This window comes from Roseibium sp., assembly GCF_965233565.1.
Lineage (GTDB): Bacteria > Pseudomonadota > Alphaproteobacteria > Rhizobiales > Stappiaceae > Roseibium.
This window is the reverse complement of record NZ_OZ247494.1, coordinates 1562380-1586949: the sequence shown is the minus strand read 5'-3', so window position 1 is coordinate 1586949 and position 24570 is coordinate 1562380. Positions and strand designations below refer to the sequence as shown.

29 protein-coding genes are annotated in these 24570 nt (G+C 59.3%); 13 read left to right on the top strand and 16 right to left on the bottom strand.

The genetic code is table 11. The annotated features are described in order from the left end of the window. Positions 1–26: 26 nt before the first annotated feature. The 3 genes from ACO6TG_RS07550 to ACO6TG_RS07540 all read right to left on the bottom strand — a co-directional run bounded on the left by ACO6TG_RS07550 (position 27) and on the right by ACO6TG_RS07540 (position 1881). Positions 27–971, bottom strand: coding sequence for a heparan-alpha-glucosaminide N-acetyltransferase (locus ACO6TG_RS07550; RefSeq protein WP_422377609.1), 945 nt, complete (start codon positions 969–971; stop codon positions 27–29). 84 nt (positions 972–1055) lie between these two features. Continuing rightward, on the bottom strand, positions 1056–1181 hold the full coding sequence (locus tag ACO6TG_RS07545; RefSeq protein ID WP_256386434.1) for a hypothetical protein: 126 nt from the start codon (positions 1179–1181) through the stop codon (positions 1056–1058). 289 nt (positions 1182–1470) lie between these two features. Beyond that, positions 1471–1881 carry a DUF3775 domain-containing protein gene (locus ACO6TG_RS07540; protein WP_422377608.1) on the bottom strand — a complete coding sequence of 137 codons (411 nt, stop codon included), beginning with the start codon at positions 1879–1881 and terminating at the stop codon, positions 1471–1473. 535 nt (positions 1882–2416) lie between these two features. On the opposite strand from ACO6TG_RS07540, the gene ACO6TG_RS07535 reads away from it, so the two are divergent. From ACO6TG_RS07535 to ACO6TG_RS07520, 4 genes are all read left to right on the top strand, one after another. After that, the gene (locus ACO6TG_RS07535) at positions 2417–2752 is read left to right on the top strand and encodes a hypothetical protein (RefSeq protein WP_422377607.1); all 336 of its coding nucleotides are present in this window, start codon (positions 2417–2419) and stop codon (positions 2750–2752) included. Between the two features lie 65 nt (positions 2753–2817). Next, on the top strand, positions 2818–3393 hold the full coding sequence (locus ACO6TG_RS07530) for a L,D-transpeptidase (protein ID WP_094071863.1): 576 nt from the start codon (positions 2818–2820) through the stop codon (positions 3391–3393). 21 nt (positions 3394–3414) lie between these two features. Then, positions 3415–4086, top strand: a complete 672-nt coding sequence (locus ACO6TG_RS07525; protein WP_422377606.1) for a L,D-transpeptidase — start codon at positions 3415–3417, stop codon at positions 4084–4086. A gap of 34 nt (positions 4087–4120) precedes the next feature. Then, positions 4121–4615 carry a hypothetical protein gene (locus tag ACO6TG_RS07520; protein WP_422377605.1) on the top strand — a complete coding sequence of 165 codons (495 nt, stop codon included), beginning with the start codon at positions 4121–4123 and terminating at the stop codon, positions 4613–4615. A gap of 74 nt (positions 4616–4689) precedes the next feature. Here ACO6TG_RS07520 and ACO6TG_RS07515 read toward each other — a convergent pair whose 3' ends face one another. From ACO6TG_RS07515 to ACO6TG_RS07505, 3 genes are all read right to left on the bottom strand, one after another. Further along, entirely contained in the window at positions 4690–4893 is a 204-nt protein-coding gene (locus tag ACO6TG_RS07515) for a hypothetical protein (RefSeq protein WP_422377604.1), read from the bottom strand. Positions 4894–4950: 57 nt separating this feature from the next. After that, the gene (locus ACO6TG_RS07510) at positions 4951–5172 is read right to left on the bottom strand and encodes a hypothetical protein (RefSeq protein WP_422377603.1); all 222 of its coding nucleotides are present in this window, start codon (positions 5170–5172) and stop codon (positions 4951–4953) included. A gap of 307 nt (positions 5173–5479) precedes the next feature. Then, the gene (locus tag ACO6TG_RS07505; RefSeq protein WP_422377602.1) at positions 5480–5887 is read right to left on the bottom strand and encodes a RidA family protein; all 408 of its coding nucleotides are present in this window, start codon (positions 5885–5887) and stop codon (positions 5480–5482) included. A 39-nt stretch (positions 5888–5926) separates the two neighbouring features. Between ACO6TG_RS07505 and ACO6TG_RS07500 the strand changes: the two genes are divergently transcribed. The 3 genes from ACO6TG_RS07500 (at position 5927) to ACO6TG_RS07490 (ending at position 9264) form a co-directional block, all read left to right on the top strand. Next, positions 5927–6529, top strand: coding sequence for a TetR/AcrR family transcriptional regulator (locus ACO6TG_RS07500; RefSeq protein WP_422377601.1), 603 nt, complete (start codon positions 5927–5929; stop codon positions 6527–6529). A gap of 248 nt (positions 6530–6777) precedes the next feature. Next, positions 6778–7908 carry a hypothetical protein gene (locus ACO6TG_RS07495; protein WP_422377600.1) on the top strand — a complete coding sequence of 377 codons (1131 nt, stop codon included), beginning with the start codon at positions 6778–6780 and terminating at the stop codon, positions 7906–7908. Positions 7909–8064: 156 nt separating this feature from the next. Then, positions 8065–9264, top strand: a complete 1200-nt coding sequence (locus ACO6TG_RS07490) for a pyridoxal phosphate-dependent aminotransferase (RefSeq protein ID WP_422377599.1) — start codon at positions 8065–8067, stop codon at positions 9262–9264. 48 nt (positions 9265–9312) lie between these two features. Here ACO6TG_RS07490 and ACO6TG_RS07485 read toward each other — a convergent pair whose 3' ends face one another. Genes ACO6TG_RS07485 through ACO6TG_RS07475 form a run of 3 tightly spaced genes read right to left on the bottom strand, consistent with a single transcriptional unit; the run spans position 9313 to position 11394 of the window. Beyond that, positions 9313–10515: an RNA polymerase sigma factor gene (locus ACO6TG_RS07485; protein WP_422377598.1), complete on the bottom strand. Its 1203-nt coding sequence runs from the start codon at positions 10513–10515 to the stop codon at positions 9313–9315. Further along, positions 10512–10865, bottom strand: coding sequence for a YciI family protein (locus ACO6TG_RS07480; RefSeq protein WP_422377597.1), 354 nt, complete (start codon positions 10863–10865; stop codon positions 10512–10514). Before ACO6TG_RS07480 ends, ACO6TG_RS07485 begins: the two co-directional genes overlap by 4 nt. Before the next feature lie 19 nt (positions 10866–10884). Next, positions 10885–11394 (bottom strand): SRPBCC family protein, encoded by a 510-nt coding sequence (locus ACO6TG_RS07475; protein WP_422377596.1) that lies wholly within the window; start codon positions 11392–11394, stop codon positions 10885–10887. 197 nt (positions 11395–11591) lie between these two features. On the opposite strand from ACO6TG_RS07475, the gene ACO6TG_RS07470 reads away from it, so the two are divergent. After that, positions 11592–12197 (top strand): hypothetical protein, encoded by a 606-nt coding sequence (locus ACO6TG_RS07470; protein WP_422377595.1) that lies wholly within the window; start codon positions 11592–11594, stop codon positions 12195–12197. A gap of 101 nt (positions 12198–12298) precedes the next feature. Further along, complete coding sequence (locus ACO6TG_RS07465) at positions 12299–12778, top strand: DUF992 domain-containing protein (RefSeq protein ID WP_422377594.1); 480 nt, start codon at positions 12299–12301, stop codon at positions 12776–12778. A 218-nt stretch (positions 12779–12996) separates the two neighbouring features. Here the strand turns inward: ACO6TG_RS07465 and ACO6TG_RS07460 are convergent, their stop codons facing one another. Then, positions 12997–13296, bottom strand: coding sequence for a hypothetical protein (locus ACO6TG_RS07460; protein ID WP_422377593.1), 300 nt, complete (start codon positions 13294–13296; stop codon positions 12997–12999). Between the two features lie 453 nt (positions 13297–13749). Here ACO6TG_RS07460 and ACO6TG_RS07455 point away from each other — a divergent pair, with 453 nt between their 5' ends. Beyond that, positions 13750–15813 carry an elongation factor G gene (locus ACO6TG_RS07455; RefSeq protein WP_422377592.1) on the top strand — a complete coding sequence of 688 codons (2064 nt, stop codon included), beginning with the start codon at positions 13750–13752 and terminating at the stop codon, positions 15811–15813. Positions 15814–16138: 325 nt separating this feature from the next. Further along, positions 16139–17101: a protein-methionine-sulfoxide reductase catalytic subunit MsrP gene (msrP, locus tag ACO6TG_RS07450; RefSeq protein ID WP_422377591.1), complete on the top strand. Its 963-nt coding sequence runs from the start codon at positions 16139–16141 to the stop codon at positions 17099–17101. 451 nt (positions 17102–17552) lie between these two features. Here msrP and ACO6TG_RS07445 read toward each other — a convergent pair whose 3' ends face one another. Then, positions 17553–17972: an Lrp/AsnC family transcriptional regulator gene (locus ACO6TG_RS07445; RefSeq protein ID WP_422377590.1), complete on the bottom strand. Its 420-nt coding sequence runs from the start codon at positions 17970–17972 to the stop codon at positions 17553–17555. A 139-nt stretch (positions 17973–18111) separates the two neighbouring features. On the opposite strand from ACO6TG_RS07445, the gene ACO6TG_RS07440 reads away from it, so the two are divergent. Then, positions 18112–19803 (top strand): M20/M25/M40 family metallo-hydrolase, encoded by a 1692-nt coding sequence (locus ACO6TG_RS07440; protein WP_422377589.1) that lies wholly within the window; start codon positions 18112–18114, stop codon positions 19801–19803. Between the two features lie 25 nt (positions 19804–19828). Here ACO6TG_RS07440 and ACO6TG_RS07435 read toward each other — a convergent pair whose 3' ends face one another. From ACO6TG_RS07435 to ACO6TG_RS07425, 3 genes are read right to left on the bottom strand one after another with little or no spacing between them, the layout of a single operon-like run. Next, positions 19829–20725, bottom strand: a complete 897-nt coding sequence (locus ACO6TG_RS07435; protein WP_422377588.1) for a LysR family transcriptional regulator — start codon at positions 20723–20725, stop codon at positions 19829–19831. Positions 20726–20756: 31 nt separating this feature from the next. Next, positions 20757–21725 carry a thioredoxin-disulfide reductase gene (trxB, locus tag ACO6TG_RS07430; RefSeq protein WP_422377587.1) on the bottom strand — a complete coding sequence of 323 codons (969 nt, stop codon included), beginning with the start codon at positions 21723–21725 and terminating at the stop codon, positions 20757–20759. Positions 21726–21777: 52 nt separating this feature from the next. Then, positions 21778–22776 carry a mitochondrial fission ELM1 family protein gene (locus ACO6TG_RS07425; RefSeq protein WP_422377586.1) on the bottom strand — a complete coding sequence of 333 codons (999 nt, stop codon included), beginning with the start codon at positions 22774–22776 and terminating at the stop codon, positions 21778–21780. A 198-nt stretch (positions 22777–22974) separates the two neighbouring features. Between ACO6TG_RS07425 and ACO6TG_RS07420 the strand changes: the two genes are divergently transcribed. Next, positions 22975–23442, top strand: coding sequence for an Lrp/AsnC family transcriptional regulator (locus ACO6TG_RS07420; protein WP_094071847.1), 468 nt, complete (start codon positions 22975–22977; stop codon positions 23440–23442). Between the two features lie 47 nt (positions 23443–23489). Here ACO6TG_RS07420 and ACO6TG_RS07415 read toward each other — a convergent pair whose 3' ends face one another. Further along, a complete protein-coding gene (locus ACO6TG_RS07415; protein WP_422377585.1) occupies positions 23490–23975 on the bottom strand; it encodes a hypothetical protein in 486 nt (161 codons plus the stop codon). A gap of 101 nt (positions 23976–24076) precedes the next feature. After that, a complete protein-coding gene (greA, locus tag ACO6TG_RS07410) occupies positions 24077–24550 on the bottom strand; it encodes a transcription elongation factor GreA (RefSeq protein ID WP_422377584.1) in 474 nt (157 codons plus the stop codon). Positions 24551–24570 lie beyond the last annotated feature (20 nt).

Genomic DNA, 24570 nt, shown 5'->3' with positions numbered 1-24570 from the left:
AGCCCCTTCCCCTGGTAGTCGCGCGGTCAATCTCCGGGCTCCGCAAGGCAGATGGCATAGGTCTCGTTCATCTGCTGGCGGAGAGACTGGTTCAGGGGATCCTTGTTGAGATCCTCCCAGTTACCGTCCGTTTTCAGCCTGTCGACTGTGCAGGTGCAGGCGGCACTGCAGGCGCTGGGGGAAGCATAGGTATCCTGGCAGGCGATTGTGCAGTTCCGGATGAATGCATTGCTGGCCCGGTCAAGTTCAGGCGTGACCTGGGCAGCGCTCCAGACCAGCCCATAGAGAATCGGCTGGTGCAGGAGGTAGATGGTCAGGGAATGACGGCCGGCCAGGCGAAGCCCCATGCCAGAGGCACCAGCAAAACCAAAAAACGCCAGTTTTTGCCAGACGCCGAATTTTCGGAAACCCTTCGACAGGGAGAGACCGGCGAGCGTCACCCCCGTCCAGGGTGCTACCGGGACGTAGTCGACACTGGCAAAACCCGTTTTGCCCAGCCCGGTCCATAACCAGAACGGTCCGTCGAAGACGGAAGATGTGGCCCAGAGCGGCAGCGTCAGAAAAAACAGGGCAGCGGCCGGGGCCATCCAGGCAGGCAGGCGTGCAAAGGGCAAAGCGATCAGGCTGGCGGCAGCGATGCTGTGCAGAATGCCGAAGCGGACGAAACTGTCGGCGAACGCGAAAAAGGTGACCAATGAGACAGCTGCCGCGGCCGCGGCAATCATTGCCAGGCGGCGCCAGAACGCCCCCCAGCGAATGGCCTCATGATGCGCCAGATCCAGACTGATTCCGGCAAGGAACAGAAAGCTGCCCGCGATTGAACCGGCAAACAGGCGCCAGCCGAAACCTTGAGCGACGGGCCAATGAACGAATCCGAACCAGGAGAGATCCCACGAGAAGTGGTAGATCACCATCGCGATGACCGCGAGCCCGCGCGCAAGATCGATCACGGCCAGACGCGGAGCGCGCATTCTCACATCTCTCTGATTTCAACGGCCAGCTGGACCGGACAGACGTTTGCCTGCCAGAGGTGCAGCAGGCCGGTCGCGAAACAGCTAGCCGCTGAAGGCAACAACAAGTGTTGTGATCAGCGCCGAGGCGGCGATCATGGCGCCGACAAAGGGCCAGGGTGACGGACGATGGGCATCGTAAACATCATGGTTTGCCGGGTCTTGCAGCATTGCCCTCAACTCCCAACTTCAGCAACAGTCAATCGTTTGCTATCGCGTGACCTGACGCTGAGCGTTTCCAAATTGAGAGAGCAAAGGGCTGACTTCAGCAGGCCGATTGCTCTCGTCCCAACCATCAATCAGGCGAGAGTGAGGCAATTGCCCGGCGGCGAAAAGATGGTAAATCAAATCCTAACCGGTTTTCCCAAGGAAAGCGTAAACTTGTGGAGGAGGCGGTAAAGTTTGCCCGCTCTGCTTGACCTTGCAGAACACGTTGAAACCAGGGAGGAAACGGCGCCGCTCAGAGGTCGAGTGCGTCGAGGCCCGCTTCCATATAGTCCGCCAGCAAGGGCATGCCCAGGAGATACTTGGCCGTCGAACCCACGGCCCGTTCACGCGCTTCATCAACAACCTGGTCGAAATCCTCGGCGTCGAAATCGCCTCGGCCGATCCAGGTGATGGCGACAAGTTCGGCGGCCTCGTCCACATTGAGGTCCTCGATCAACTCGCGCAGCTCCTCGTCGGAAAGGTCGTCGTTTTCCTCTTCCGCGAGGCCGTCGTGATTGTGGCTTTCCTCGAGAGTTTCCGCGTCAAATTCAACGTCACCTTCGTGACCGTCTTCGAAACTGTCTTCAAGGGATGAGGCGGCCGCGCGGGCCTTTTGCGCAAACATTCGGATCGTGTCTGCGGAGAGTGTGAGGTTGATGTCCATTGCTGCCTCCGACGAGCCTGAGTTTTCTTTATCGATCCACTTTGGGCTGTTGGCAATGGTCATGGCGCGAATTCCCTTCCAGGTCCCCGAGAGGCTTTCCCCAGGGTTATCCCCCGGAAACCGCCGCAGTGAACGGGGTTTAAGTTAATCGATGGCGCATGTGCCCTGGAGGACCGGGTCGGTCTTGCGGGCAGACGTCCTCATTGCTTTACTTGAGTGATAAACACAGTCCTGTCTTTGACGGGGATCAACATTGAGCTCCGTTGCTCACACGCAGTGTGACTTCCGAGTGGGAATGGTGACGTGTTGGGACAGTTTACCGGGGGCGGACCGGGCACTTGAGGCTCGGCTTTCACGCAAGCACGTGGAGCCGGGCCTCTGCTTTTGTGTGGCATGTTCCGGCTGCTTGCAGCGCCTCTCGGCGCCGGGTTCTTTCCATGAAGATGCCGGAGCGCCAAAGACAGTCTGCACCTGCTCACGCGAGTGTGAAAGACGGTGTCTGGGTATTGCCGGAAATCACCGCTAACCTGCCGCCATGTTTCGGATTCTCATCATTGTCGGATTGCTGCTTGCCGGTCTCCAGCAAAGCCTTGCGCGCGGCAATGTCGAGTTTCCGGAAGCGGAAACTGGCGTGGTCCATCTTCAGGGAACTGGTCTCCAGGGCCTTGACGGCGTGGAGGCAGGTCAACCGGCGGAGGAACCCGGTACTGCGGACACAGCACCGAGCTACTGCAAATCCTCTGACTGCAAGGCCGTTATCGGCACCGCGTTTCTGGAGGCGTTCAATGCAGCCGAAACGCCTGATACGATAAGACCCATCCGGCGGAGCTCCGTCGCGACCCGCCTGGAGCCACGTCCCCCCAATTCCTGATCGTCTGTCCCTGTCATCCGGCCGACACCATCGGCCAACAGTCCAGATAAATCAGGAGATCTTCCATGTTGAAGCGAAGAGATTTGCTGCTTGGCGGCGCAATGCTGCTCGCAGCACCGGTTGGTGTCGCTCAGGCCCATCACACCGAAAAGTTCAAGAAGACGTTCAAGCTCGATCCTGCCTATGTGCCGCAAAGTGTCTTTTATTCAATGACCTATGCGCCAGGCACGATCGTGGTCGATCCGCGCAACCATTTTCTCTACCTCATGGAACGATGGGGACGGGCGCGGCGCTATGGCGTTGGTGTCGGAAAAGCCGGACTGGCTTTCCAGGGCAGCGCCATAGTCCAGCGCAAGGCGGAATGGCCGAGCTGGACACCGACGAAGAACATGATCCGCCGCGAACCGCAGAAATACGCCCGCTATGCGAATGGCGTTCCGGGAGGGGTCAACAACCCGCTTGGTGCCAGAGCGCTCTATCTTTATCGCAACGGCCGCGACACCTACTACCGGATCCATGGGACCACCCAGCCGTCCTCAATTGGCCGGTCCGTCTCAAACGGCTGCATCCGGATGATCAATGACCATGTGATCGATCTCTATGAACGGGTGCCGGTTGGAACCCGGGTTGTGGTTCTTTAAGAGGCGCCCGGACAAGACCCGATGAAAACCGTAATGACACGCCGCAAGATGCTTGCGGGTAGTTTGAGCATGGCCGGACTGACGCTGGCTGGCTGCACCACCCGGCAGGTTCCTTTGCCCGAGCCGGTTCTCCCTCTGGCAGACCCTGCCTTTCAACTGGCCTATGGGCCACGCCCGTCGGAACCTTTCCCAGTGCCGGCAGTCGATCCCGCGGAGCTGAAACCCGCGTTTCGGCGCCAGCGTATATCCTATCTGACCGGGGAAGCCCCTGGAACGGTCATCGTCGATACCAGAAACTTCTATCTCTATCTCGTTGAGCCCAGCGGTACGGCCATGCGCTATGGCGTCGGGCTGGGGCGGCAGGGCTTCGAATGGTCCGGCAGGGCCAGGATCGCATGGAAACGGCCCTGGCCGACCTGGACACCTCCAGACGAGATGATTGCGCGCGAACCGCATCTTGAAAAATACAGCGCCCGCAATGGTGGCATGGCTCCGGGCCTCGACAATCCGCTGGGCGCGCGGGCTCTCTACATCTTCCAGGGCAAGGTCGACACGCTCTACCGGCTGCATGGCACCGCCGAGACGGCGTCGATCGGTCGGGCCGTTTCTTCAGGCTGCGTCAGGCTGGTGAACCAGGACGTGATCGATCTTTTCGACAGGGTCCGGCCGGGTGCCGAGATTGTCGTGAGCTGACACGGAATATCCAACTGTTGGAAACAGGTGAGACATGAAAAAGCAACGGAAAAACAGCAACCGAAAGGCAAAACGTGCCGCTCAGACCTCCGCTCAGGCCGAAAAAACGGGACCGGATCGGCGGGGTGTCCTGCGCCTGTTGCGCAACGTGGCGATCGGCACGGCCCTGCTCGGTGGCACCGGCTACGTCTTCGCTCAGAACGTGATGAATACCATGCACGAACATGATCTGGACCGTGTCGGGAACGGGCGCGCAACTATCGTGCAGATCCATGATCCGCAATGTTCCTTGTGCCTGGCGCTCCAGAAGGAGACCCGCAAGGCCCTGGACATGCTTGAAGGTGAAGAGATCGATTACGTGGTTGCCAATATCAGAACCGAAAAGGGGCGAAGTTTCGCGACCCGTTACGGAGTGCAGCATGTCACGCTGCTCTTGTTCGACAAGGAGGGCGCGCTTCAGGACATCTTGCAAGGGCAACGTGGGTCTTACCAGCTGAAGACCGCCTTTGAAGAACTTGTCGCGTCCTAGGTTCAAGACGCTCAGCATCGGGCAGGCCTGCGGAGCCGATTGGCGTCTTCCGCAGGCTTGTACTGTCTCCGGCTTTAGTACTGGCTGTACGAGTTTTGCTGGTGAACGGGCAGTGGCGGTGCACCCATCTCGTCCGGATTTGCCATGACTGCCGCGGCAACAAGGGCTGCCGCCAGCACGACACCCAGAAAAATGGCTTGCAGCAAGGGCCGGGCGGCGTTCATTTCGGTCTGTTGAGATCCGCTCTTGCGGCGGTTTGACGTATCAGCGTTGGACATGACTATTTTCTGAAATGCAGGCTTCGGGGCGATGGTCGGCGTTGACGACTTGGTTTGTTAGTCGCTGGAAGGGGTGCCGGTGAGGTCGCGGTAAAGGCGCTTGCCAAGCAGCCGGGTTGCGACGGCCATGGCGAAAAACGCCACCAAAGGCAAAGCCAGCCGGGGCTCCCATGTTGACATCAGCATCAGCACACCGGCGGCCAGAACGAACAACACCACGGGCGGAAACGCGTTTGACATTGTTGTCCGGGTTTCAGTCTCAATCACGGTGTCAACCATATTGGCCTCCATCAGCTAGGGTAGCTTCAATGTGGCTCGCAATTGTGCTGGCAGACCGACTCGAATCTGACGGGCCCTGAGTGATTTCATGACCATTTTGCGGCATTTGCCACCAGCTGGCAGGTGGGGGAGCGGTGTGCCACAAAGGGTTGTGAGATTTGTTTCTGAGGAAGGAGCCTTTTCGCAAAACTCGGCAATGAATGTGGGAGAGAAGGTTGCCCACTCTCCCTTATTTTGCTCCGCAAGTCTCACCGTGTGGTGATCCTATCGGGTCAAATGCCCTGAGGCTTAGCTCAGCCGCGCGGGTTTAGTTTGGCAATCTCACGGTCAATTCCAGCTCGATCTGGAGGTCCGGGGCAGCCAGGGCGGCGACGCCAACACCGGTCACACACGGCTGCGCGCCGGCAAACAGATCTAGGATCGGGGTGAAACCCTCTTCGAGCCTTTCCGGTGTAAGGTCGGTGACAAAACAGCGGGCTATGGCGATATCTTCCGGGGTTGCGCCCAATGCCTCAAGCGCGGCTTTGGCATTTGCTGCGACAATTCTCGCCTGTCCGCCCAGATCTGCGGGGGGAGGCGTTCCGTCGGGGCGCAAGGCGACTTGTCCAGACACATAGGCAAGGCGGCCGCTCTCAACGACCGAGATCTGGGAATAGCCAATCGTACTTGCGTCGGGAAGCGATGGCGGGTTCATTCGCTGAATGGATTGTGTCATAAGAAATACTACCTAGGTAGAGTGTGGCTACTCATTTGAATGGAAAATTACTACATCTGTAGAGGAAAAATGTCAAACAAGAAAACCGAACGCCGCGAAGGCATCCTGAATGGGGTCATCGGTCTGTTGGCGGACAAGGGGCTGGAGGGCGTAACCCATCGCGCTGTCGACGAGGCAGCTGCTTTGCCGCAGGGGTCCACATCCTATTATTTTCCCAAAAAAGCCGAGCTTTTGACTGCGGCGGCTGAACATCTCGCAAGCCTTCTTGAAAAAGACTGCGATGATTTGCAGGTTAGGTTCGCTGAAAAGGCGGCCAAGGAGGGGCTCGAGGAGGCTATCGCCTTTGTGGCAGACGAACTTGTAAGTTATACGGACGCCTCCCGCCATTTGTTTCTGGCACGGATGGAACTGACGATAGCGGCTGCCCGGCGTTCCGAACTTGCCGAGGTCGGCGAGCAGTTGAGTGCTGCAGCGCGCCGTCCGATCGCATTTTTTCTCAGGCTAATTGCGGACGGCCGTAAGGATGTGCCGATCGAGACCTGCGCCGGATTGATTGACGGCATCTCGCTGATGTATGCCACTGGTCAAGGGCCGAAGCCGACGACGGAACAAGTTGCTTCCGTGTTCCGGTCCATTCTCTAAGCTAGGCGTGTGGCATGCGTCCGATTTCGAGTTTTCTTTGGGTGGTTTCTTCCATTTGAATGCAAAAATTTAAGTAAACGAAATGTTAAATCTAGAGTACAGTTTTAAACATATTTTGAAATTTACATGAATATGTTCGCCAAAATTTACGATGGCCTACGTTTTTAAGGCCTGATTTTAGTGTTTGTTTGGAATTGAGCGGGATAGTGTGGTTTCGGGAGAGCTTTTGCAAAAAGACCAGGCCTAGAATGACAGTTAATGCAGCGCAACGCGCCACGGCGGCAAAGCCGAACGATGCCGCGACGGCGCCGGCACCCGCACCAAAGCCTGCCGGGGAAATGCCCGCCCTGTCATTGGCTGGGTTGCAATTCTTCATCGCCGATATCAGCAAAAAAACCATTCTCTGGCACGAGGTCGGTTCGCAGAATTTCAACAGCGAAGTCAAGGATCTGCAGGAAGCGCCGTCCAATGAAGCGTTGCGGCACCTGTCGCCTGAAGACCGGAAAACAATCCTGCATCTCGTGCAGGGCGCGATCAGAGACGGCCAGGCGGGGCCGTTCGATGTCGGCGGCGGGCCGGATCACCGCATTCCCGGTGTTCCAATCGTCGCCAATCGCTATGAACTTCCCGATGGGCGCATTCTGGCGATCTGTTTTCCCTCTATCGGCGAACATGACGACAATCCGGGGCGGGTCGCTCTTGGGTTGGCGCCGATCCTGCAGCATTTCGTGGCGTCCTCCACCCGGATCGTGCTGCTGGTCGACAATTTCGGATATGTCCGCTTCGCCAGTGACGGATTTCTGAAAACCTTTCAGATTGAAGATGCCCGCCTGATCCTGGGGCGAAATGTTGCTCATATTCAGGGACGGGTCGGCCGGACCATTGTCTCTCTCGCGCTTGCGTCGCTGACGCGCAGGGCAAGCGCAACAGGCCGCGGCAAGTTCCTGCTGGCCAGTGGCGACAGTACCGACCTGAAATATGAAGCCATGTATTTCCGCATTGGCGGTACGGTTGGCGGGGTTTTGTTTTCCGCCGGCCATATGGGCGGTGATGTCGACTTCGCCAAGGTGTTTGAGATCTGCAGCGCACCGATGCTCGTGGTCAACGCCAAGTCGCGCATGATTATCGCAGCCAACAATGCGGCCATGAAGACCTATCACCTGACGCACGAAGTCATCGAAAGCAAGCCGATCACTGAGACGCTGCTACATGCGAGCAACTATACGGAGCTGCTCGGGGCGGCCAAACAGGATTCCGACGTGCCCGTGTCGGTGCCGGTGACGATCCTCAATGGCCAGACCAAGAAGAAGCGCTTCAAGTGCAGCCTGGTCGATGAGGATACAAAAGATCCGAAACTGATCCTCGAAACGCGGATGTAAATGCGCGCTGACTGTTGGTGTATCGCTAAGCTCTTCCCGTCTGGTCGGCAATTCTTTGCAATTTTGTCATACTTGCAGTCATGAGGCCCTTGTCTTCCGCAGCGCACAGTTTTACGGTCCGCGCGCTGTTATTCCCGTTTCCCCCTGGAGGACATTATGGGCTTTCTTGCTGACGCATTGGCGCGTGTACAACCTTCTGCGACCATCGCCGTCACCAACAAGGCACGCGAGCTGAAAGCCGCAGGCCGCGATGTGATCGGTCTCGGTGCTGGCGAGCCGGATTTCGACACCCCGGAAAACATCAAGGCAGCTGCCATTGCAGCGATCAATGGCGGTAAGACCAAATACACCGCCGTGGATGGCATTCCGGAGCTGAAGGCGGCCATCGTCGAGAAATTCAAGCGGGAAAACGGTCTCACCTACGCGACCAACCAGATCACCGTCGGCACCGGCGGCAAGCAGGTGCTTTACAACGCCCTGATCGCTACGTTGAACCCGGGCGACGAAGTCATCATTCCGACGCCCTACTGGGTCAGTTATCCGGACATGGTGCTGCTTGCAGGCGGCGAGCCGGTGATCGTGGAAGCCGACAAGTCGACCTTCAAGATCACTCCCGAAGCGCTGGATGCCGCGATCACCTCGCGCACCAAATGGCTGATCTTCAACTCACCGTCCAACCCGTCCGGCGCCGCCTATACGGAAGCGGAACTGAAGGCGCTGTGCGAAGTGCTCAAGAAGCACCCGCAGGTCTGGATCATGACCGACGACATGTATGAGCATCTCGTCTATGACGACTTCCAGTTCACCACGCCGGCCCAGGTTGCGCCCGAGCTCTATGAGCGCACGCTGACCGTCAATGGCGTGTCCAAGGCCTATGCCATGACCGGCTGGCGGATCGGTTATGCCGGTGGCCCGGCCGATCTCATCAAGGCCATGGCCAAGGTTCAGTCCCAGTCGACCTCCAACCCGTGTTCCATCGCCCAGTGGGCGGCGGTTGAGGCGCTGAACGGTACCCAGGATTTCATTCCGAAGAACAACGAAATCTTCAAGGGCCGCCGCGATCTCGTGGTGTCCATGCTCAACCAGGCCAACGGCATTTCCTGTCCTGTTCCGGAAGGGGCGTTCTACGTGTTCCCGTCCTGTGCCGGCACCATCGGCAAGACGGCGCCCTCCGGCAAGGTCATCGAAAGCGACGAGGACTTCGTCTCCGAGCTGCTTGAGGCTGAAGGCGTTGCCGTCGTCCACGGCTCGGCCTTCGGACTTGGTCCGAATTTCCGCATTTCCTATGCGACCTCGACCGAGGCCCTGGAAGAAGCCTGCACCCGCATTCAGCGCTTCTGCGGCAATCTGAAATAAGGTGTTTCTCTGCGAGACACTCAGGAAGGCGGCCTTGGCCGCCTTCTTTCATTTCGGGGGCAGCTGCTCCAGCCTTGCCCGCAAAAACCGGATCGCCGGCGCATCGGTTGCCAGCGAAATGGCCTTTCGATAACTCTCCGCAGCCTCAATGGGCCTGCCGGCCTTTGATTGCATGTCGGCTCTCGCGGCCCAAAGCGGCTGGAATCCAGATCCGATTTTTTCTTCCAGCATGTCGAGCTGCCTGAGGCCCTCGGTTTCCCCGTGCAGCACGGAGGTCACTACCGTCTGTGCCACCAGTGCTCCGGCGCTTGGGGCGATCTTGAGGAGGGCCAGATACAGCTTGTTGAGGGCGGGCCAATCCTGTCTTCCGGAGGCTTTTCTGGCAATGTGCACCGCTTCGACGGCGGCTTCCAGCTGGAACCTGCCCGGACGTTTGAAGGTCCCGGCCGTCCTCAACTGTCTTTGGCCATAGGCGATCAGCGTGTCGTCCCAAAGGCCCGTGTCCTGCTCAAGCGTTGGCACGAGCACGCCGTCCTCAATCCGCGCCATGCGCCTTGCATGGCTGAAAGCGATCAGCGACGACAGGCCAAACGCTTCCGCCGACCCTGGCAGCAGCCGTGACATCAGATCTGCCAGATAAAGGGCTTCTTCGCCCATCCCGTCGGCCGGGTCGAGCCAGTCCAGGGCATGCAGCGCATAGATCGCTTCAAAGACGGTTCCACACCGATCCGCCAACGCGCCTGCATCCGGAATTTCAAAGGAAATGCCAGCGTCGCGGATCTTGGTCTTGGCCCTCACCAGGCGTTTGCTCAAAGCGGCGGGAGACACAAGGAAAAGTCTGGCGATCTGGTGTGCATGGATCCCCAACACGGTCTGCAGCATCAGCGGTGTGTGGAGGTCGCGGTCAATGGCCGGGTGTGCGCAGACAAGCAACAATCCGAGACGTTCGTCCGGCAGGGTCTCCGGCTGATGAGGCGTTTCCTGTTGCTGTGGGGCAATATCGTCTTCCACGGGGAAGCGGGCACTGCGCCGCTGAACATCTGTCAGACCGTTGCGCGCAACCGTGAGCAACCAGGCATCCGGCGAAGATGGAACACCGGAGACCGGCCAGGTTTCAAGCGCCTTGCGGAAGGCATCGGCCAGAGCGTCCTCGGCAAGCGCGATGTCGCGGGACCTTGCGGCGAGGATAGCAAGCAGCTTGCCGTATGATTGCCGTGCCGCCAGTTCGGCGGCACGGAATTCCTGGTTCACAGGCTGCCCATTGCCGATGGCCGGATTTCCACTTTGCCTGATTTTGCAGCGGGGCATTTTTCGGCCCAGGCCATGGCAGCATCCAGATCGGGAACCTCAACCACGAAATAGCCGCCGAGCGTTTCCTTGGTGTCGGCGAAGGGGCCGTCCTGCACCTGCCGCGTGCCACCCTTCAGGGACAGGGTCGTTGCCGTGGTGACGGGCTGCAGCCAGTCGGTGTCGACGAACACACCGGCTTCCTGAAGGGCGTTGATATAGTCTCCATAGACTTCCTTTTCAGCAGCCCAGTCCTCTGCCGTCATGTGGGCCAAATCTGCAGGGTCGGTGTACAAGAGAAAAGTGTAGCGCATTGTAAAATCTCGATTTTATTCAGGTTGCGGAGGCGAGGTTTTCAAGACCCTGTTCAAAGGTCTTACCTACCATGTTTTCCAGAAAAAGCCCGAACACCCTGGCGACGGGGTTTCGGCCGAGATCCATGTCCATGCACCAGGTGACCCGGGTCCCGTCCCGACCTTCTTTTGCGGAAATGCTCTGCGCAGGCTGTCCCATCGCACCGAGGTCGATCCGGTAGGCGACGGTATCCCGGGTGACCGATGACACCGTCTGGCTTCCCTTGCCGTCCTTGCCGTTGAAATGAAAGCCGGAGCCGACACCGTCTTCCGGGCCGAAATGGTCGATTTTCAGGTTCGGATCTGCCGTCAGATAGGGATTGAATTTCTGAAATCCGCGGTTGGACCGGGCAAGCGACAGAATGTCTCCCGGGGACGCGGAAAGCGTTGCGGTTCTTTCGACGTGAACGTGGCGGGGCAACAGAAAGGTTGCAGCCAGGCTTAATGCGATCAGGCCGGCGGCGCCGATCAAGAGGATTTCGAGTGTCATGGTCTTAACTCCGGTTGGCGAACGCGAGCGTGCGTTCACCGGGGTGACGAACGGCCTTGAGGCGAATGGACATTTTTTCAAAAAAATTTTTGCCGAACTTTCCCGGAGGGGCTGTTCAGCAGAAGAACTGGAGGTCCGGTTGCAAAGACAGCTATTGCAGGGCAGGGTTACGGGCGTCGGATCAGGAGGAGACCGTTTTGACAGGCTCGAAGCAAAAGCAGTTGCTGGCAGATGTGCTGGAAGGACTTCCCTCCATCGTCTTTATCTTGTTATGGCGCCAGAGCGGCGACCTGGAACTTGCGGGCTGGGCAGGGGCGGGGCTTGCTCTCATTGCGCTTGCCGGATTGCGTTATCTTCGGGTGCACATGAACCCGGTTCTGCTCGGCGTCAATTTCCACCTCCTGTTGGCAACGCCGGTGATCTGGGGTCTGTTTCAAGCCGGTCTTGTCGAAACGGGCCGGCTGTTCGCCGCCCATGCACATGGGGCTGTTCTTCTTACCGTCACGGTGACCGGACTGTTCTTGTCCCTCTTTTCCAGGCGCGGTTTCCTTGCCGCAGATCTCTCGCCGATGCTCTGTCGAACCGCTTCAGCAGGCATGCTCATCCTCTCCTCCGCCGGGGCGTGCTGGGCCTTGCTCGTTCCGGCGCAAAGCTTCCTTGCGGTTATTGCAACGTTGAGCGTCCTGATCCTCGGTCGGCGGTTTGTGCTGGCGACATGGGCGGACAGGGCCAATCACACGCGTATCGGTATTGTCCTGGGCGCGTCGGGCGGGAGCTTTGACACCGCGGACATGGCGGCGTGACCCTTTTGGGGGCTGCCCCGATTTTGACGTTATGGCCACCCATATGACTTCGGCCGGTGGCTTTGCCCCGGCTGTTCAAAAGCTCACCAGGAGATTTTTCAATGCGATTTCTGAAAACCGTTCTTGCCACCGCCTTGGTTGCCGCGGCCACACCGGCGCTGGCCTCGGAAAACAGTCCGAAGGTGGAGATCGGTACGTTGAACTGCCTGGTTGAAGGCGAACATTCCTTCATTGTCGGCTCTTCCGCGACGCTCGGCTGCAGTTTCAAGCCGGTCGATGGCGGTGCAATCGAATATTACCGCGGCAAGGTGCGCGACTATGGTCTTGATATCGGCAAGACCAAGGAAGCAACGCTGGTCTGGGGGGTTCTGGCGCCGTCCGCGGACAGAAAGCCGGGGCTGCTTGCCGGGACCTATGGCGGGCTGACCGCTGGCGCCAGCGTTGGCGCGGGCATCAAGGCGAATGCACTGCTTGGTGGCTTTGACCGGTCGATTGCGCTGAACCCGTTCAGCCTGGAAAGCCAGACCGGCACCAACCTGACACTGGGCGTCAGCAAGCTCACTCTCGAGCCGATCAACTAGCCGCACGGTCGAAGAAACTTCCGCAGGTATTGGGCCAAACCGGCCCGGCCCTCCGGGGTTTGTGTCTGGCGGACATCTGCTTTGTCGGGCCGCTTGCCCATAGCCCCGCTATTGACTTCACGCCCTTCCGCGCAGATCGTCTCGCCAGACTTCAAACAGACTGAGCCAATCTCACCGGGACGTGCTCCAGACACCGTTTCAAGAAGACAGGACTGATCCTAGCGCCCCTGGTTGCAGGCCGCATTGGCGCTGGGGCAGTTCGAGCCGCTTGTACCGGATTGCGTGTTCAGCCGATTGATCTGATTTGTCCGGTTCAGATCGTTGGCGCCTTCGATCCGTTGCCTGGTGGAGAAGTCCGATTGCTGGCGGTTGAGGTTCTGATTGAGTTGCTGACCGGCAGATGGAAGCCGGTTGGGCGTTGCGTCGCTCAGGCCGCGCAGCGTGTTTGTCTGGGCAAGGGTCGGACCAGCCAGAAAGGCCGACAGCAAGGCACTGGAAAGAATGATGCGAAGTGTCATGACGCGCCTCTTCGGCCTGTTGTTGCCTGTTGGTGCTTGTCCTCACCATCATAGCGTGAGCGGGTGAATTATCCAGAAACAGAAGGTCGGCCAAATCGCCGCGACACATCTTTGCCGTCTGGTGCCCTGTCATCATACACGGAAATCCGGGCCGGACCCCGATGAAAGAGACATGCGCTTTGCCCGAAATGCTGCGCTGCCGCGTAAGATTCCCTTGCGTTTGAGCCGCTATCGGCGCGACCATGGAAAACCGCCCCTGGTCGAAGGACTGCCAAGACGGGGTCCGGTTCCTCCGGAGCCGGGCATGGCCTTCGATCCCATCCGGGCGTGACGCGGCGGGCCCGCGTCGTTGGAACGAGTTGAGTGGGGGAGGGACTTCGGACTCGCCTCGTTCTTCCTGCCGGCCGAGCCGCGTTGTTGCGAGGATGACCTCGAGCAAACGGGAGGCTCAATATGGCAATCACGACACATGGAAAGGGAACTTCTGCCGGCGGTACGCCGCGCTGCATCGCCCTTGTCGGGCCGTTCGGCAGCGGCAAGACCAGTCTGATGGAAGCGCTGCTTGCACGGACCGAAAAGGTGGCCCGGCAGGGCACCGTTGCCGACGGCAACACGGTGGGCGATGGCGCTCCGGAAGCGCGTGCCCATGGCATGAGCGTGGAAGTGAATATCGCGGATGTGGACTTTATGGGCGACAGGTTTGTCTTTGCCGATTGTCCCGGATCCGTTGAGTTTTTGAGCGAGATGGACGGCGCCTTGAGCGGGGCGGATCTGGCGGTGGTCGTCGCGGAGGATGACGAACGCAAGGTTCCCGCCTTGCAGCTGATCCTGAAAGCTCTTGAAGCCCGCGCCATTCCGCGGGTTTTGTTTTTGAACAAGATCGACAAGAGCACGCGCCGTGTGCGGGATGTGCTCAACCTGCTGCAACCGGCCTCGGCCGTGCCACTGGTATTGAGGCAGATCCCGATCTGGGAAGACGGTCACGCAACCGGCTTTATCGACCTCGCGCTGGAGCGGGCGCATGTCTATCACGAGAAGGAAGCCAGCACGCAGATCGACATGTCCGACGAGGACCTGGCGCGCGAGCACGAAGCCCGCTTCACCATGCTGGAATTGCTTGCCGATCACGACGACGATCTGATGGAGGCGCTGCTTGAGGATATCGCGCCGGACCGGGATCAGGTCTTTGCGGATCTGGTCAATGAAATGCAGGACGGGCTGATCTGTCCGGTGTTTTTCGGCTCGGCGGAACACGGCAATGGTGTCGGGCGCCTGTTGAAGGCGCTTCGCCACGAAGCACCAGGTGTCGACCGCCTGTCGCGGCGGGTTCTCGACACGCAAAACCGGTCGGCGCTTCAGGTGGTCAAGACACTGCATACCCAGCATGGCGGCAAGCTGTCGGTTGCAAGGATCCTGGACGGTGTGGTGTCGGATGGCGACAGCCTGTTCTTAAATGGTGACCAGGAGATCAAGGTCTCGGGCCTGTTTTCGATCTTCGGTCAACAGGCGAACAAGATCGCCACCGCAGGCAAGGGCGATCTGGTCGGTCTCGGCCGGCTTGATGAGGTGCAGACCGGGGATCTCCTGTGTTTCGAGGCCGGGAGGATTTCCAGCCTGGAAACGCCCGAACCGCGCAGTCCCGTGCTGGCAACCGCCATCGCGGCTTCGCAGCGCAAGGACGAAGTCCGGCTTTCCACGGCGCTGGCCAAGCTGGTCGAGGAAGACCGCTCTCTAACGGTGACCCAGAACCAGACCACGGCCGAAACCCTGCTGGCGGGGCAGGGCGAAATGCATCTCAGAGTGGCGCAGGAACGGTTGGCCGGGAAATACGGCCTCGACATCACGGCCCATACGCCGCACGTGCCCTATTCGGAGACCATCAGGTCGGGCACCAAGATCCGCGGCCGGCACAAGAAACAGTCTGGTGGCCATGGCCAGTTCGGCGATGCCGTTCTGGAGATCAGGCCACTGCCGCGCGGCGAGGGGATCCAGTTTACCGATACGATCACCGGAGGTGTTGTGCCGAAACAGTATATTCCCTCCGTCCGGGACGGGGTTCTGGAAGCGCTTGGGCAGGGGCCGCTCGGCTTTCCGGTGGTCGATGTCGCCGTTTGCCTGACGGATGGTTCCTACCATTCGGTGGACAGCTCCGATCAGGCGTTCAAGATGGCCGGGATCCTGGCGATCCGCGAGGGGCTGCCGGAGTGCAAGCCGGTGCTGCTGGAACCCATCCACAAAGTGGTGGTGACCTGTCCGAATGAGGCGACGGCCAAGGTCAACGCCATTGTTTCGGCCCGGCGCGGGCAATTGCTGGGCTTTGACGCCAGGCCCGGCTGGACCGGCTGGGACGAGGTGCAGGCCTTGATGCCGGAAGCCGAAATCGGCGACCTGATCATCGAGCTGCGCTCGGCGACGGCAGGTGTGGCCAGCTACACCTCGGAATTCGACCACATGGCTGAACTCTCCGGCAAGGCGGCCGATCAGGCTCTGCAAAGATCGGGCAAACAGGCGGCTTGAGCAAAGAATTGGGGAGGCTTGATGCCTCCTCTTTTCCATTCGCTGGCAAGTGCTGGCAATCCAGCTGTGCCAGCCCGTCCTTCCAGCAGCAACTCATCCTGAGGAAGCGCACCAGCGCTGTCTCAAAGGATCGGGTCACTTGTTCAGGTCCATGTCGCTGATCCTTCGAGACAGACCTGACTGTCCTCAGGATGAGGCCGTGAGCTGAGCGCTTCATTGAATTGGCCCCGATCATCTTCACCGTTTCGTTGCCGCAGGTCACCAGGGCGTTATTTGCCATTGAAGACCGATTCCGGTTTCCTGCGGGGCAAATGGAGTGCGACGCATGAACATCCTGAAGAAACGCAGCTGGGACCTTGACGAGCGAGAGGCGACGCCGGAATCCGTCTTCCTGAACCGGCGGCAGATTCTGGCCGGTCTTGTCGGTGGCGGTGCGCTTCTTGGCAGCGGCCTCGGCCTCCGGCCGGCCTTTGCCGAAGAAGACCCAAGCGCTGGCCTTTATCCGGTCAAGCGCAATGCGGCCTACACGCTGGACCGGGACCTCACCGCCGAAGACGTCGCGTCCAAATACAACAATTTTTATGAGTTTGGCTCACACAAGCAGATCTGGCCGGCGGCCCAGGCCCTCAAGATCCGGCCCTGGACGGTGACGCTGGATGGCATGATCGACAATCCGCAGACCGTCGACATCGACGATCTGCTGGCAAAGATGCCACTGGAAGAGCGTCTCTACCGGCACCGCTGTGTCGAGGCCTGGTCGATGGCCGTGCCCTGGTCGGGCTTTGCACTGGCGGACCTTGTCAAGCTTGCGGGCCCTCAGACGGGTGCAAAGTATCTGCGTTTCGAGACGTTCCACGACCCGTCGGTCGCAAGCGGTCAGAAACAGTCCTGGTATCCCTGGCCCTATGTGGAGGGCCTGACCCTGGAAGAGGCCACCAACGAGCTGGCCTTCATGGCGACCGGTGTCTATGGCAAGCCGCTCGCCAAACAGTTCGGCGCTCCGGTGCGTCTGGTGACGCCCTGGAAATACGGCTTCAAATGCATCAAGTCGGTGGTGAAGATCACCTTCACGGACCAGCGTCCGGTCAGCTTCTGGGAAGAGATCCAGCCGAAGGAATATGGTTTCTGGGCCAATGTGAACCCGTCGGTGCCACACCGCCGCTGGCCGCAGGCCTCGGAACGTATTCTGGGCACGGATGAGCGCCGGGACACGTTGCTCTATAATGGATACGAGGAGCAGGTGGCACATCTCTACAAGGACATGAAGGGTGAGCTTCTGTTCATGTAGGGGGGGGGGTTGCACTGCAGCAAAGTATAGGCAAAAAAAGAGCCGGGTCTTTAAGGACCCGGCAGTTTATTTTGATTCACTGAAACCAGTGGAATCACCTTCCAGAGGGGAACAGCTGGTCTGGACATCACTGGGAGGAGGACGTGACGTCCGTGTGACCAACAGTGATGCTTATATGCAGTGCACAAGCCGCATAAACAAGAGGCAGGTGCGCAGACCTGCTATGCATTTTGCGCAGGGCTGTGTTTTCAGGCTTTGGCGGATGCAAAAAAGAATTGTTTTCCAATATGTTAATCCTGTTGAATTAATCGGTGGCGCCGTGTTTTTTTGGTGTTTCCTGTCAGGATTTCTTTGCGTAAGCCCGGGTCTGGTTTGATTGCCTGGCAAAATTGCACTCAGGTTTTTGCATATTTTTTGACCTGATCCTTTTGTTCGTCCCCGCGATTGGCGACTAGGCCGGGCCCAGCAGCATGAAGGTTTCGGACTTTCCGACGCCGTTCATCATGCGGATTTCCGATATGACACTGTTCATTGCCGGCAGACTGGCCACTTCGATTTCCGCGATGATGTCCCAGACGCCATTGGTGTTGGAGAGGTTCGCAATGCCGGGAATGCGTTTGATCGTGGCGACCGTGTTCTTCAGGTTGTTGCCGCTCAACTCGATCAGCATGACAGCGCGCAGCAGGTTTTCGGGCATGTCGTCACTCAGGCGGATGGTGAAGCTCTTGATCGTGCCATTGGCAATCAGGCGATCCAGTCGGGTCTGAACCGTGCCGCGTGCGACTTTCAGGATCTCGGCAAGCTTGGGCAGAGATGCCCTGCTGTTGATGCGCAATTCCGCGATCAGTCTGCGGTCGAGATCATCCATCATATCTGTCTTCGCTGTCAGTTTCGTTGAACGGACTGACAGAATACGCAGAATACTAGATAATTTGACAGGTTTTTGCGTATTCTTTGACCCTTTTCCGGAGGATGTTTTGGCAAAGAGGCCAGACAGGGAAGGAACGGGAATGACACCGGACACAGCGGGGGCTGCGGATGCAACTCACACCTATGGAGATTGGCAACCGGCGGACCGTGTCGAGGAGCTCGCCTGCCGGCTGGTCCGTCTTCCGAGCGAGACGGGAACGCCCGGCGAAGCCGCCTTTGCACGGCAGCTTGTAGCGCTTTTGAGCGAGATACCGTATTTCCGCGACAACCCGGCTGACATCCGTCTGGTGGAAGGGCTGGAGGGCACGCCGGCCCGCAACGTCGTGGCAGTGGTTCGCGGCTCCGGCCGCAAGGCCCTGCTGCTGACAGGGCACTATGACACTGTGTCCGTTGAAAACTATCACGATCTCAAGGAGCTCAGCCGGGAGCCTTATGAACTCAGGACGGCTCTGCTTGCGGATCTGGACAGGGCAAACCTGACGCCGCAGGAGGAGCGTGCGAAGTCTGATCTGGCCAGTGGCGATTTCCTGCCGGGGCGCGGCATGCTGGATATGAAAAGCGGTCTTGCAGCCGGCATTGCCGTGCTTGAGCAGTTCGCGGAGCAGAGCGAGCGGACAGGCAATCTGGTGCTTTGCTGCAGTCCGGACGAAGAACGTGACAGCCGGGGCATGCGCGCATTGCGCGACAGCTTGCCGGAGCTGATGGCTGACATGGGCCTGGAGCCTGCCGGGGCGATCAACATGGACGTGACCTCGGACCAGGGCGACGGAAGCGAGGGGCGCGCCGTTTTTGCCGGCACCATCGGCAAGCTGATGCCTTTTGCACTGGTGGTCGGCAGGAGCTCGCATGCAAGTTATCCCTATGAGGGCGTCAGCGCCCAGATGATCGCAGCCGAGATCGTGCGGCGGATTGAAGCCAATCCCGACCTCAGCGACCGGGGCGGCGATGCAGTGTCACCGCCGCCGATCTGTCTGGAAGCAAGGGACCTGCGCGACGTTTACGAGGTGACAACCCCCGAACGGACCTGGCTTGCCTTCAACTGGCTCTACCATTCCCGGGACCCGGAGGACCTCTTTGCCAGCTTTGTCGACCAGGTGAAGACTGCCGCACAGGCCGGTGTTGCCAGACTGGGGGACAATGCGCGCCGGTTTTACGACCTGTCGGGGAGCGCCGCCGGACCGGAGCCTGCCGATATGCCCATTCTGAGCTACGCGGATCTCAAGGCAGAAGCGGCCCGCCAGCTTGGTGATCGCTTCCAGGATGCCTTGATGGCAAAACAGTCCGCGCTTGAAGGCGTCGATAATCCGATGACCGTCAGCCGCGAGCTGGTGATCTGGCTGGTGGATCGTGCAAGGCTCTCCGGACCGGTGATCGTGACCGGTTTTGCCAGTCTGCACTATCCGTCCACTCGGCTCGACCGAAACCATGCGCACGATGCCGCACTTGAGACCGCGATATCGGCCGTCATGGCAACGCGGCAGCATGACCCGTCCCGACGCTTGATCTGGCGCCCCTGTTTTGAAGGCATTTCCGACATGAGCTTCTTTGGCTCCATGGAGGGCCGCTCTTCTGCGCTGGTTGCCAGGAACACACCACCGGATTGGCTGATTGATCGGCCAGGCCCGAAAAGCCTCAGATGTCCCATGGTGAATATCGGTCCCTGGGGGCGAGAGTTCCATCAACGGCTCGAGCGTGTTTACGCCCCTTACGCCTTTGACGAGCTGCCCCGCATCCTGGCTGAAATCAGCGACCGGTTTTTGGCGGACGCGTGACCGGGTGGGGCGGAAGAACTTCGCCCTAGTAGACCCAGTTCTGGGCGTTGGCCAGCAGGAACTCGCGGAAAGCCTTTACCCTGGCTGTGTTCTTCAGCTCCGATGGGTAGACAAAATAGGTGTCGAAGGAGGGCACCTTGTCTTCCTGTTCGGTCATCACAGGTACCAGGTTCGAAGACTGGTCGATGATGTAGTCGGGCAGCATGGCAATGCCGGCACCGCTCCGGACAGCGCGTTTGATGGCCACGATGTTGTTGGCCTTCAGGGCCGAACGGCGCGGGCTTGTCGCGACACGTCCTGCTGTTTCCAGCCAGTTCATGGATCTGAGATAGGCCGGAGCCTGTTCGCCGAATGTGATGATGCGGTGATTGTCGAGATCATCGATCGAGACGGGGGCGCCGAAGCGCTGCAGATATTCCGGCGACGCATAGACATGGAAATGCACGGTGAACAGCTTGCGCTGGATCAGGTCCGGCTGGGTCGGCTGGCGCAGGCGGATGGCCACATCCGCCTCGCGCATGCCGAGATCAAGCTCGTCGTCGTCAAAGATCAGGTGCAGATCGACATCGGGATAAAGGTCGATGAAGTTCTTGATCCGCGAGGTGAGCCAGGTGGACCCGAGGCCGACCGTTGTGGTCACCCGGAGAATGCCGGAGGGTTTTTCCTTGCTGTCCGTCAGGCTTGACTGGACAGCTTCCAGCTTCATCAGGACGTCGCTGGCTGTGCGATAGAGCAATTCGCCCTGTTCCGTGAGCAGCAGGCCGCGCGCATGGCGGTGAAACAGGGGAACGCCCAGATCATGTTCCAACGCGCTGACCTGCCGGCTGACAGCGGACTGGCTCATATGCAGCGTGTCACCGGCATGGGTGAAACTGCCGGCTTGAGCGGCCGCATGAAAGATACGTAGCTTGTCCCAGTCCATGCGACCCCTCCGAAGGGCGTTGCAGGCAGCCTTATTCGGCTGCCTGTTTGGTCGATGCGGCCTCATGTTCGGCCAGAAACTTCTCAGCTTCAAGCGCGGCCATGCAGCCCATGCCGGCGGCAGTCACCGCCTGGCGGTAAATATCGTCCGTAACGTCGCCGGCGGCGAAGACGCCCGGGATCGACGTTCTGGTCGAATCCGGCGCGGTTTCCATGTAGCCGTTCGGCTTCAGCTTGAGCTGGTCCTTGAACAATTCAACGGACGGCGCGTGGCCAATGGCGATGAAAACACCATCTGTGGAAATTTCCGACAGCTCGCCGGTCTTGGTGTTTTTGAGGCGCACACCGGTGACAGCCTTGGGAATGCCGCCGCCGAGAATCTCGTCGACCTGGCTGTCCCAGATCGTTTCGATCTTCGGGTTGTTGAACAGGCGGTCCTGCAGGATCTTTTCCGCGCGCAGGCTGTCACGGCGATGCACCAGCGTCACCTTCGACGCAAGATTGGCCAGGTAGAGGGCTTCCTCAACGGCGGTGTTGCCACCTCCGACCACGACCACTTCCTTGTTGCGGTAGAAAAAGCCGTCACAGGTCGCGCAGGCGGAGACGCCGGCGCCCATGAAATCCTCTTCGGACTGAAGGCCGAGCCAGCGTGCCTGGGCGCCGGTCGCGATCACGAGCGTGTCTGTCGTGAACACGGTGCCGCTGTCAGCTTCCAGCCGGAACGGACGCTGGGAAAGGTCTGCCTTGATGATCGTGTCATAGACGATCTTGGTGCCGACATTTTCCGCCTGCTTCTGCATCTGTTCCATCAGCCAGGGGCCCATGACCGGGTCGGCGAAACCAGGATAGTTTTCAACATCGGTCGTGATGGTGAGCTGACCGCCCGGCTGGATGCCGGCCACAAGGGTCGGCTCGATCATGGCGCGCGCGGCGTAAATGGCGGCCGTATAACCCGCCGGGCCGGAGCCGATGATCAGAAGTTTGCTGTGTTCCGTGCTCATGGCGCACCTTTTCCTGTCTTTGGTCCGGCTCTTTTTGTCCGGTTGCCCGTCTTCAGGGCTCCTGTGAGTCTTGCCGCCGAAAGCTTGCGTAGTCCGCGAGAATGCGGTCCGCGATGACCGGGGTGGCATCTATCGGCTCGTAGGTAGTGGTTTTCAGCGGACCTGGAAAGGGGTGAACTGCACCGATCCGTTCCAAAGTCCCCAAAAACCCGGTGATCTTGTCGTGACCACCAGCAGGGTGAAACACGTGAACCGGTTTTCCGGTGGCTGTGGCTTCACCGATCATGTTGGTGGAATCGGCCGTGGCGATGATCGCATCCGCTTTTGCAAGATAGTGTCCGAGCGGATTTGGCCCCTGGCCAGACCAGTAGAGATGGGGGCCTGATCTTGCGAGGCTGGAAAGTCCATAGGCAAGATCCGGGGGCGTACGGCGCGACGCCGTGATCATCAGCGACGCATTTTGGGACTGCGCCAGATCGCGCAGGCCTGCAAGCAGGCGCTTCTGGTCCTCTTCACGATAGGTGTGATGACGGCTGTCGCCGCCTATCAGGACCGCCACACGCGGGTGGTTCAGCCGGTCGATGTCGACGAGTGCTTCGGCGCGCAGATCGGCAAGTTTGGTGGCGGAGAACCTGTGAGGAGAGGTCGGGGTCACCAGCACGTTGCGGCCGCGCAATTTGTCGTGTTCCGGCACCCAGATCAGGTCGGCGGCCTCCGGGCCGGTGCGGGGGTCCTTGAGAAAGACGGTAAAGGTATTGCCTCCCGAACGCCGCTTGATCCGGCGCAGATACCCGGCTGCGCGCCTGCCGGAGGCAACGACGATATCCGGATAGGGGAGAGCGATTGGGCTTTGTGGGCGTGATTCCCATTCGCGCGGGTCGACCGGGCCGAAGGGAAGCCACCAGGAAAAGGGTGGTTTTGGTGCGACGGTTCGGGTTTCGTAGGGAACTCCGAGCGTTTCGACAACGCCGATGCATTGTGCAAGATCACCGGCTTTGCCGTCGGTCAGGACCCATGCGGTCGACGGCGCGATCTCCTCAAACTGTGGCATTTAAGGAGCAGTTCCCCTATCGTAATCTTTCGAAATCGTGCGCATTTTTGTTATAGTCTTGCACAAACGCGCAAAAAATCATAACTCGGCACCTGAAACACACGTTAACGCGGGATTCTCCCATTCCGCAAGACGAGGGGCCGGCTCGGTGGCAATTGCCCACACCCGGGTCCAGTTGGAAGCTTTAAGGAGACAGGTGTGAAAGCGCGGCTCGATGCCATTGACTGGCAGATCCTGAAGGAATTGCAAGCAGACGGACGGATGACCAATGTCGAGTTGGCGCGGCGCGTCGGCATTTCCGCGCCTCCGTGTCTCCGCCGGGTCCGGGCTCTTGAAGAAGCCGGCCTGATTCTCGGATACCGCACGCTGCTGGACGAAAAGCAGCTCGGTTATGACGTGACGGCCTTCGCCATGGTCGGTCTGCACAGCCAGACGGAGGCCGACCTGATCGCCTTTGAACAGACGGTGCAGAACTGGCCGCTTGTGCGGGAAAGCTACATGCTGTCCGGGGAGGTCGATTTTCTTCTGAAATGCGTTTCGCCGGACCTGCAGACATTCCAGAACTTTATCATCCGTGAGCTGACCGCCGCGCCCAATGTCGACAGCGTGCGCACCGCCCTGACGATTCGGCGCACCAAGGATGAACCGGTGGTGCCGATCGACTGAGGCTGAACACCTCGTTGCCGGACAGTCTTCAGGCGTGAGCCCCGTTGTCAGGTCGTTTGCGTGTCGCTGCGGCCGGACTGGATGCGCTCCAGTTTCTTGCGCAACCGCAGGATTGTGGCCACATCGCGCAGGGCCGTTGCGACCAGCGTGAACACCACGCTGAGCAGGAAACACGTGGTCAAAATAGCGATCGGCAGCGGCTGTTCGTAATGGAAGGTGTTCAGGGCCTGGTCGACCGGCTCCATTCCGGAATAGAGACGGGTGCGAACGGTTTCCTTGTAGACGCCGAGTTCAAGCGAACCGTGCTTGAGATAGCGCAGGCCATAGACCAGGAACAGCACGGCAGCGGCCAGCGCCACCAGAAAACCGAACATGCGCGCACCGAAGGCAAAAGCACCCTCATAACGCTTCGTCACCAGACGCTTGAAAATCTGGCGTTCGCGCTCATCCAGTTTGGCATAAAGAAACCAGCGATAGGCCCACAGGGGCACCGACGCGACCAGCAGCCATACCGCGATTGCGTGAAAGACCATCAATCACCCTCCGACACGTATCGACTGCTACCTTAGCGGGCGACCGGCACGCGTCAAAGGGGAATATCCGTTGCCCGGGACAAACCGGGGCAGACAAGGGATCAGACGAACTGAACTTCAACGATCTCGTAGGAGCGGGCACCGCCCGGAGCGGCGACTTCAACGCTGTCACCCACCGATTTGCCGATCAGAGCACGTGCAATCGGGGAAGAAATCGAGACCTTGTTGTGCTTCACGTCGGATTCGACATCTCCAACGATCATGTATTTCTTCTCTTCTTCCGTGTCTTCATCAATCAGGGACACGGTTGCGCCGAATTTCACGGTGTCGCCGCTCAGTTTGGTCACGTCGATGACCTCGGCGCGTGAGAGTTTGTCTTCCAGTTCCGCAATACGGCCTTCGTTAAGGCTCTGGGCTTCCTTCGCCGCATGGTATTCGGCGTTTTCCGACAGGTCGCCATGCGCGCGCGCTTCAGCAATCGCATCAACGATGCGCGGACGCTCAACCGTGGTACGTTCCTTCAGTTCGACCTGAAGCATTTTGTAACCGGCGGAGGTCATCGGAACTTTTTCCATGGGTCTCAGACCTTCAACTT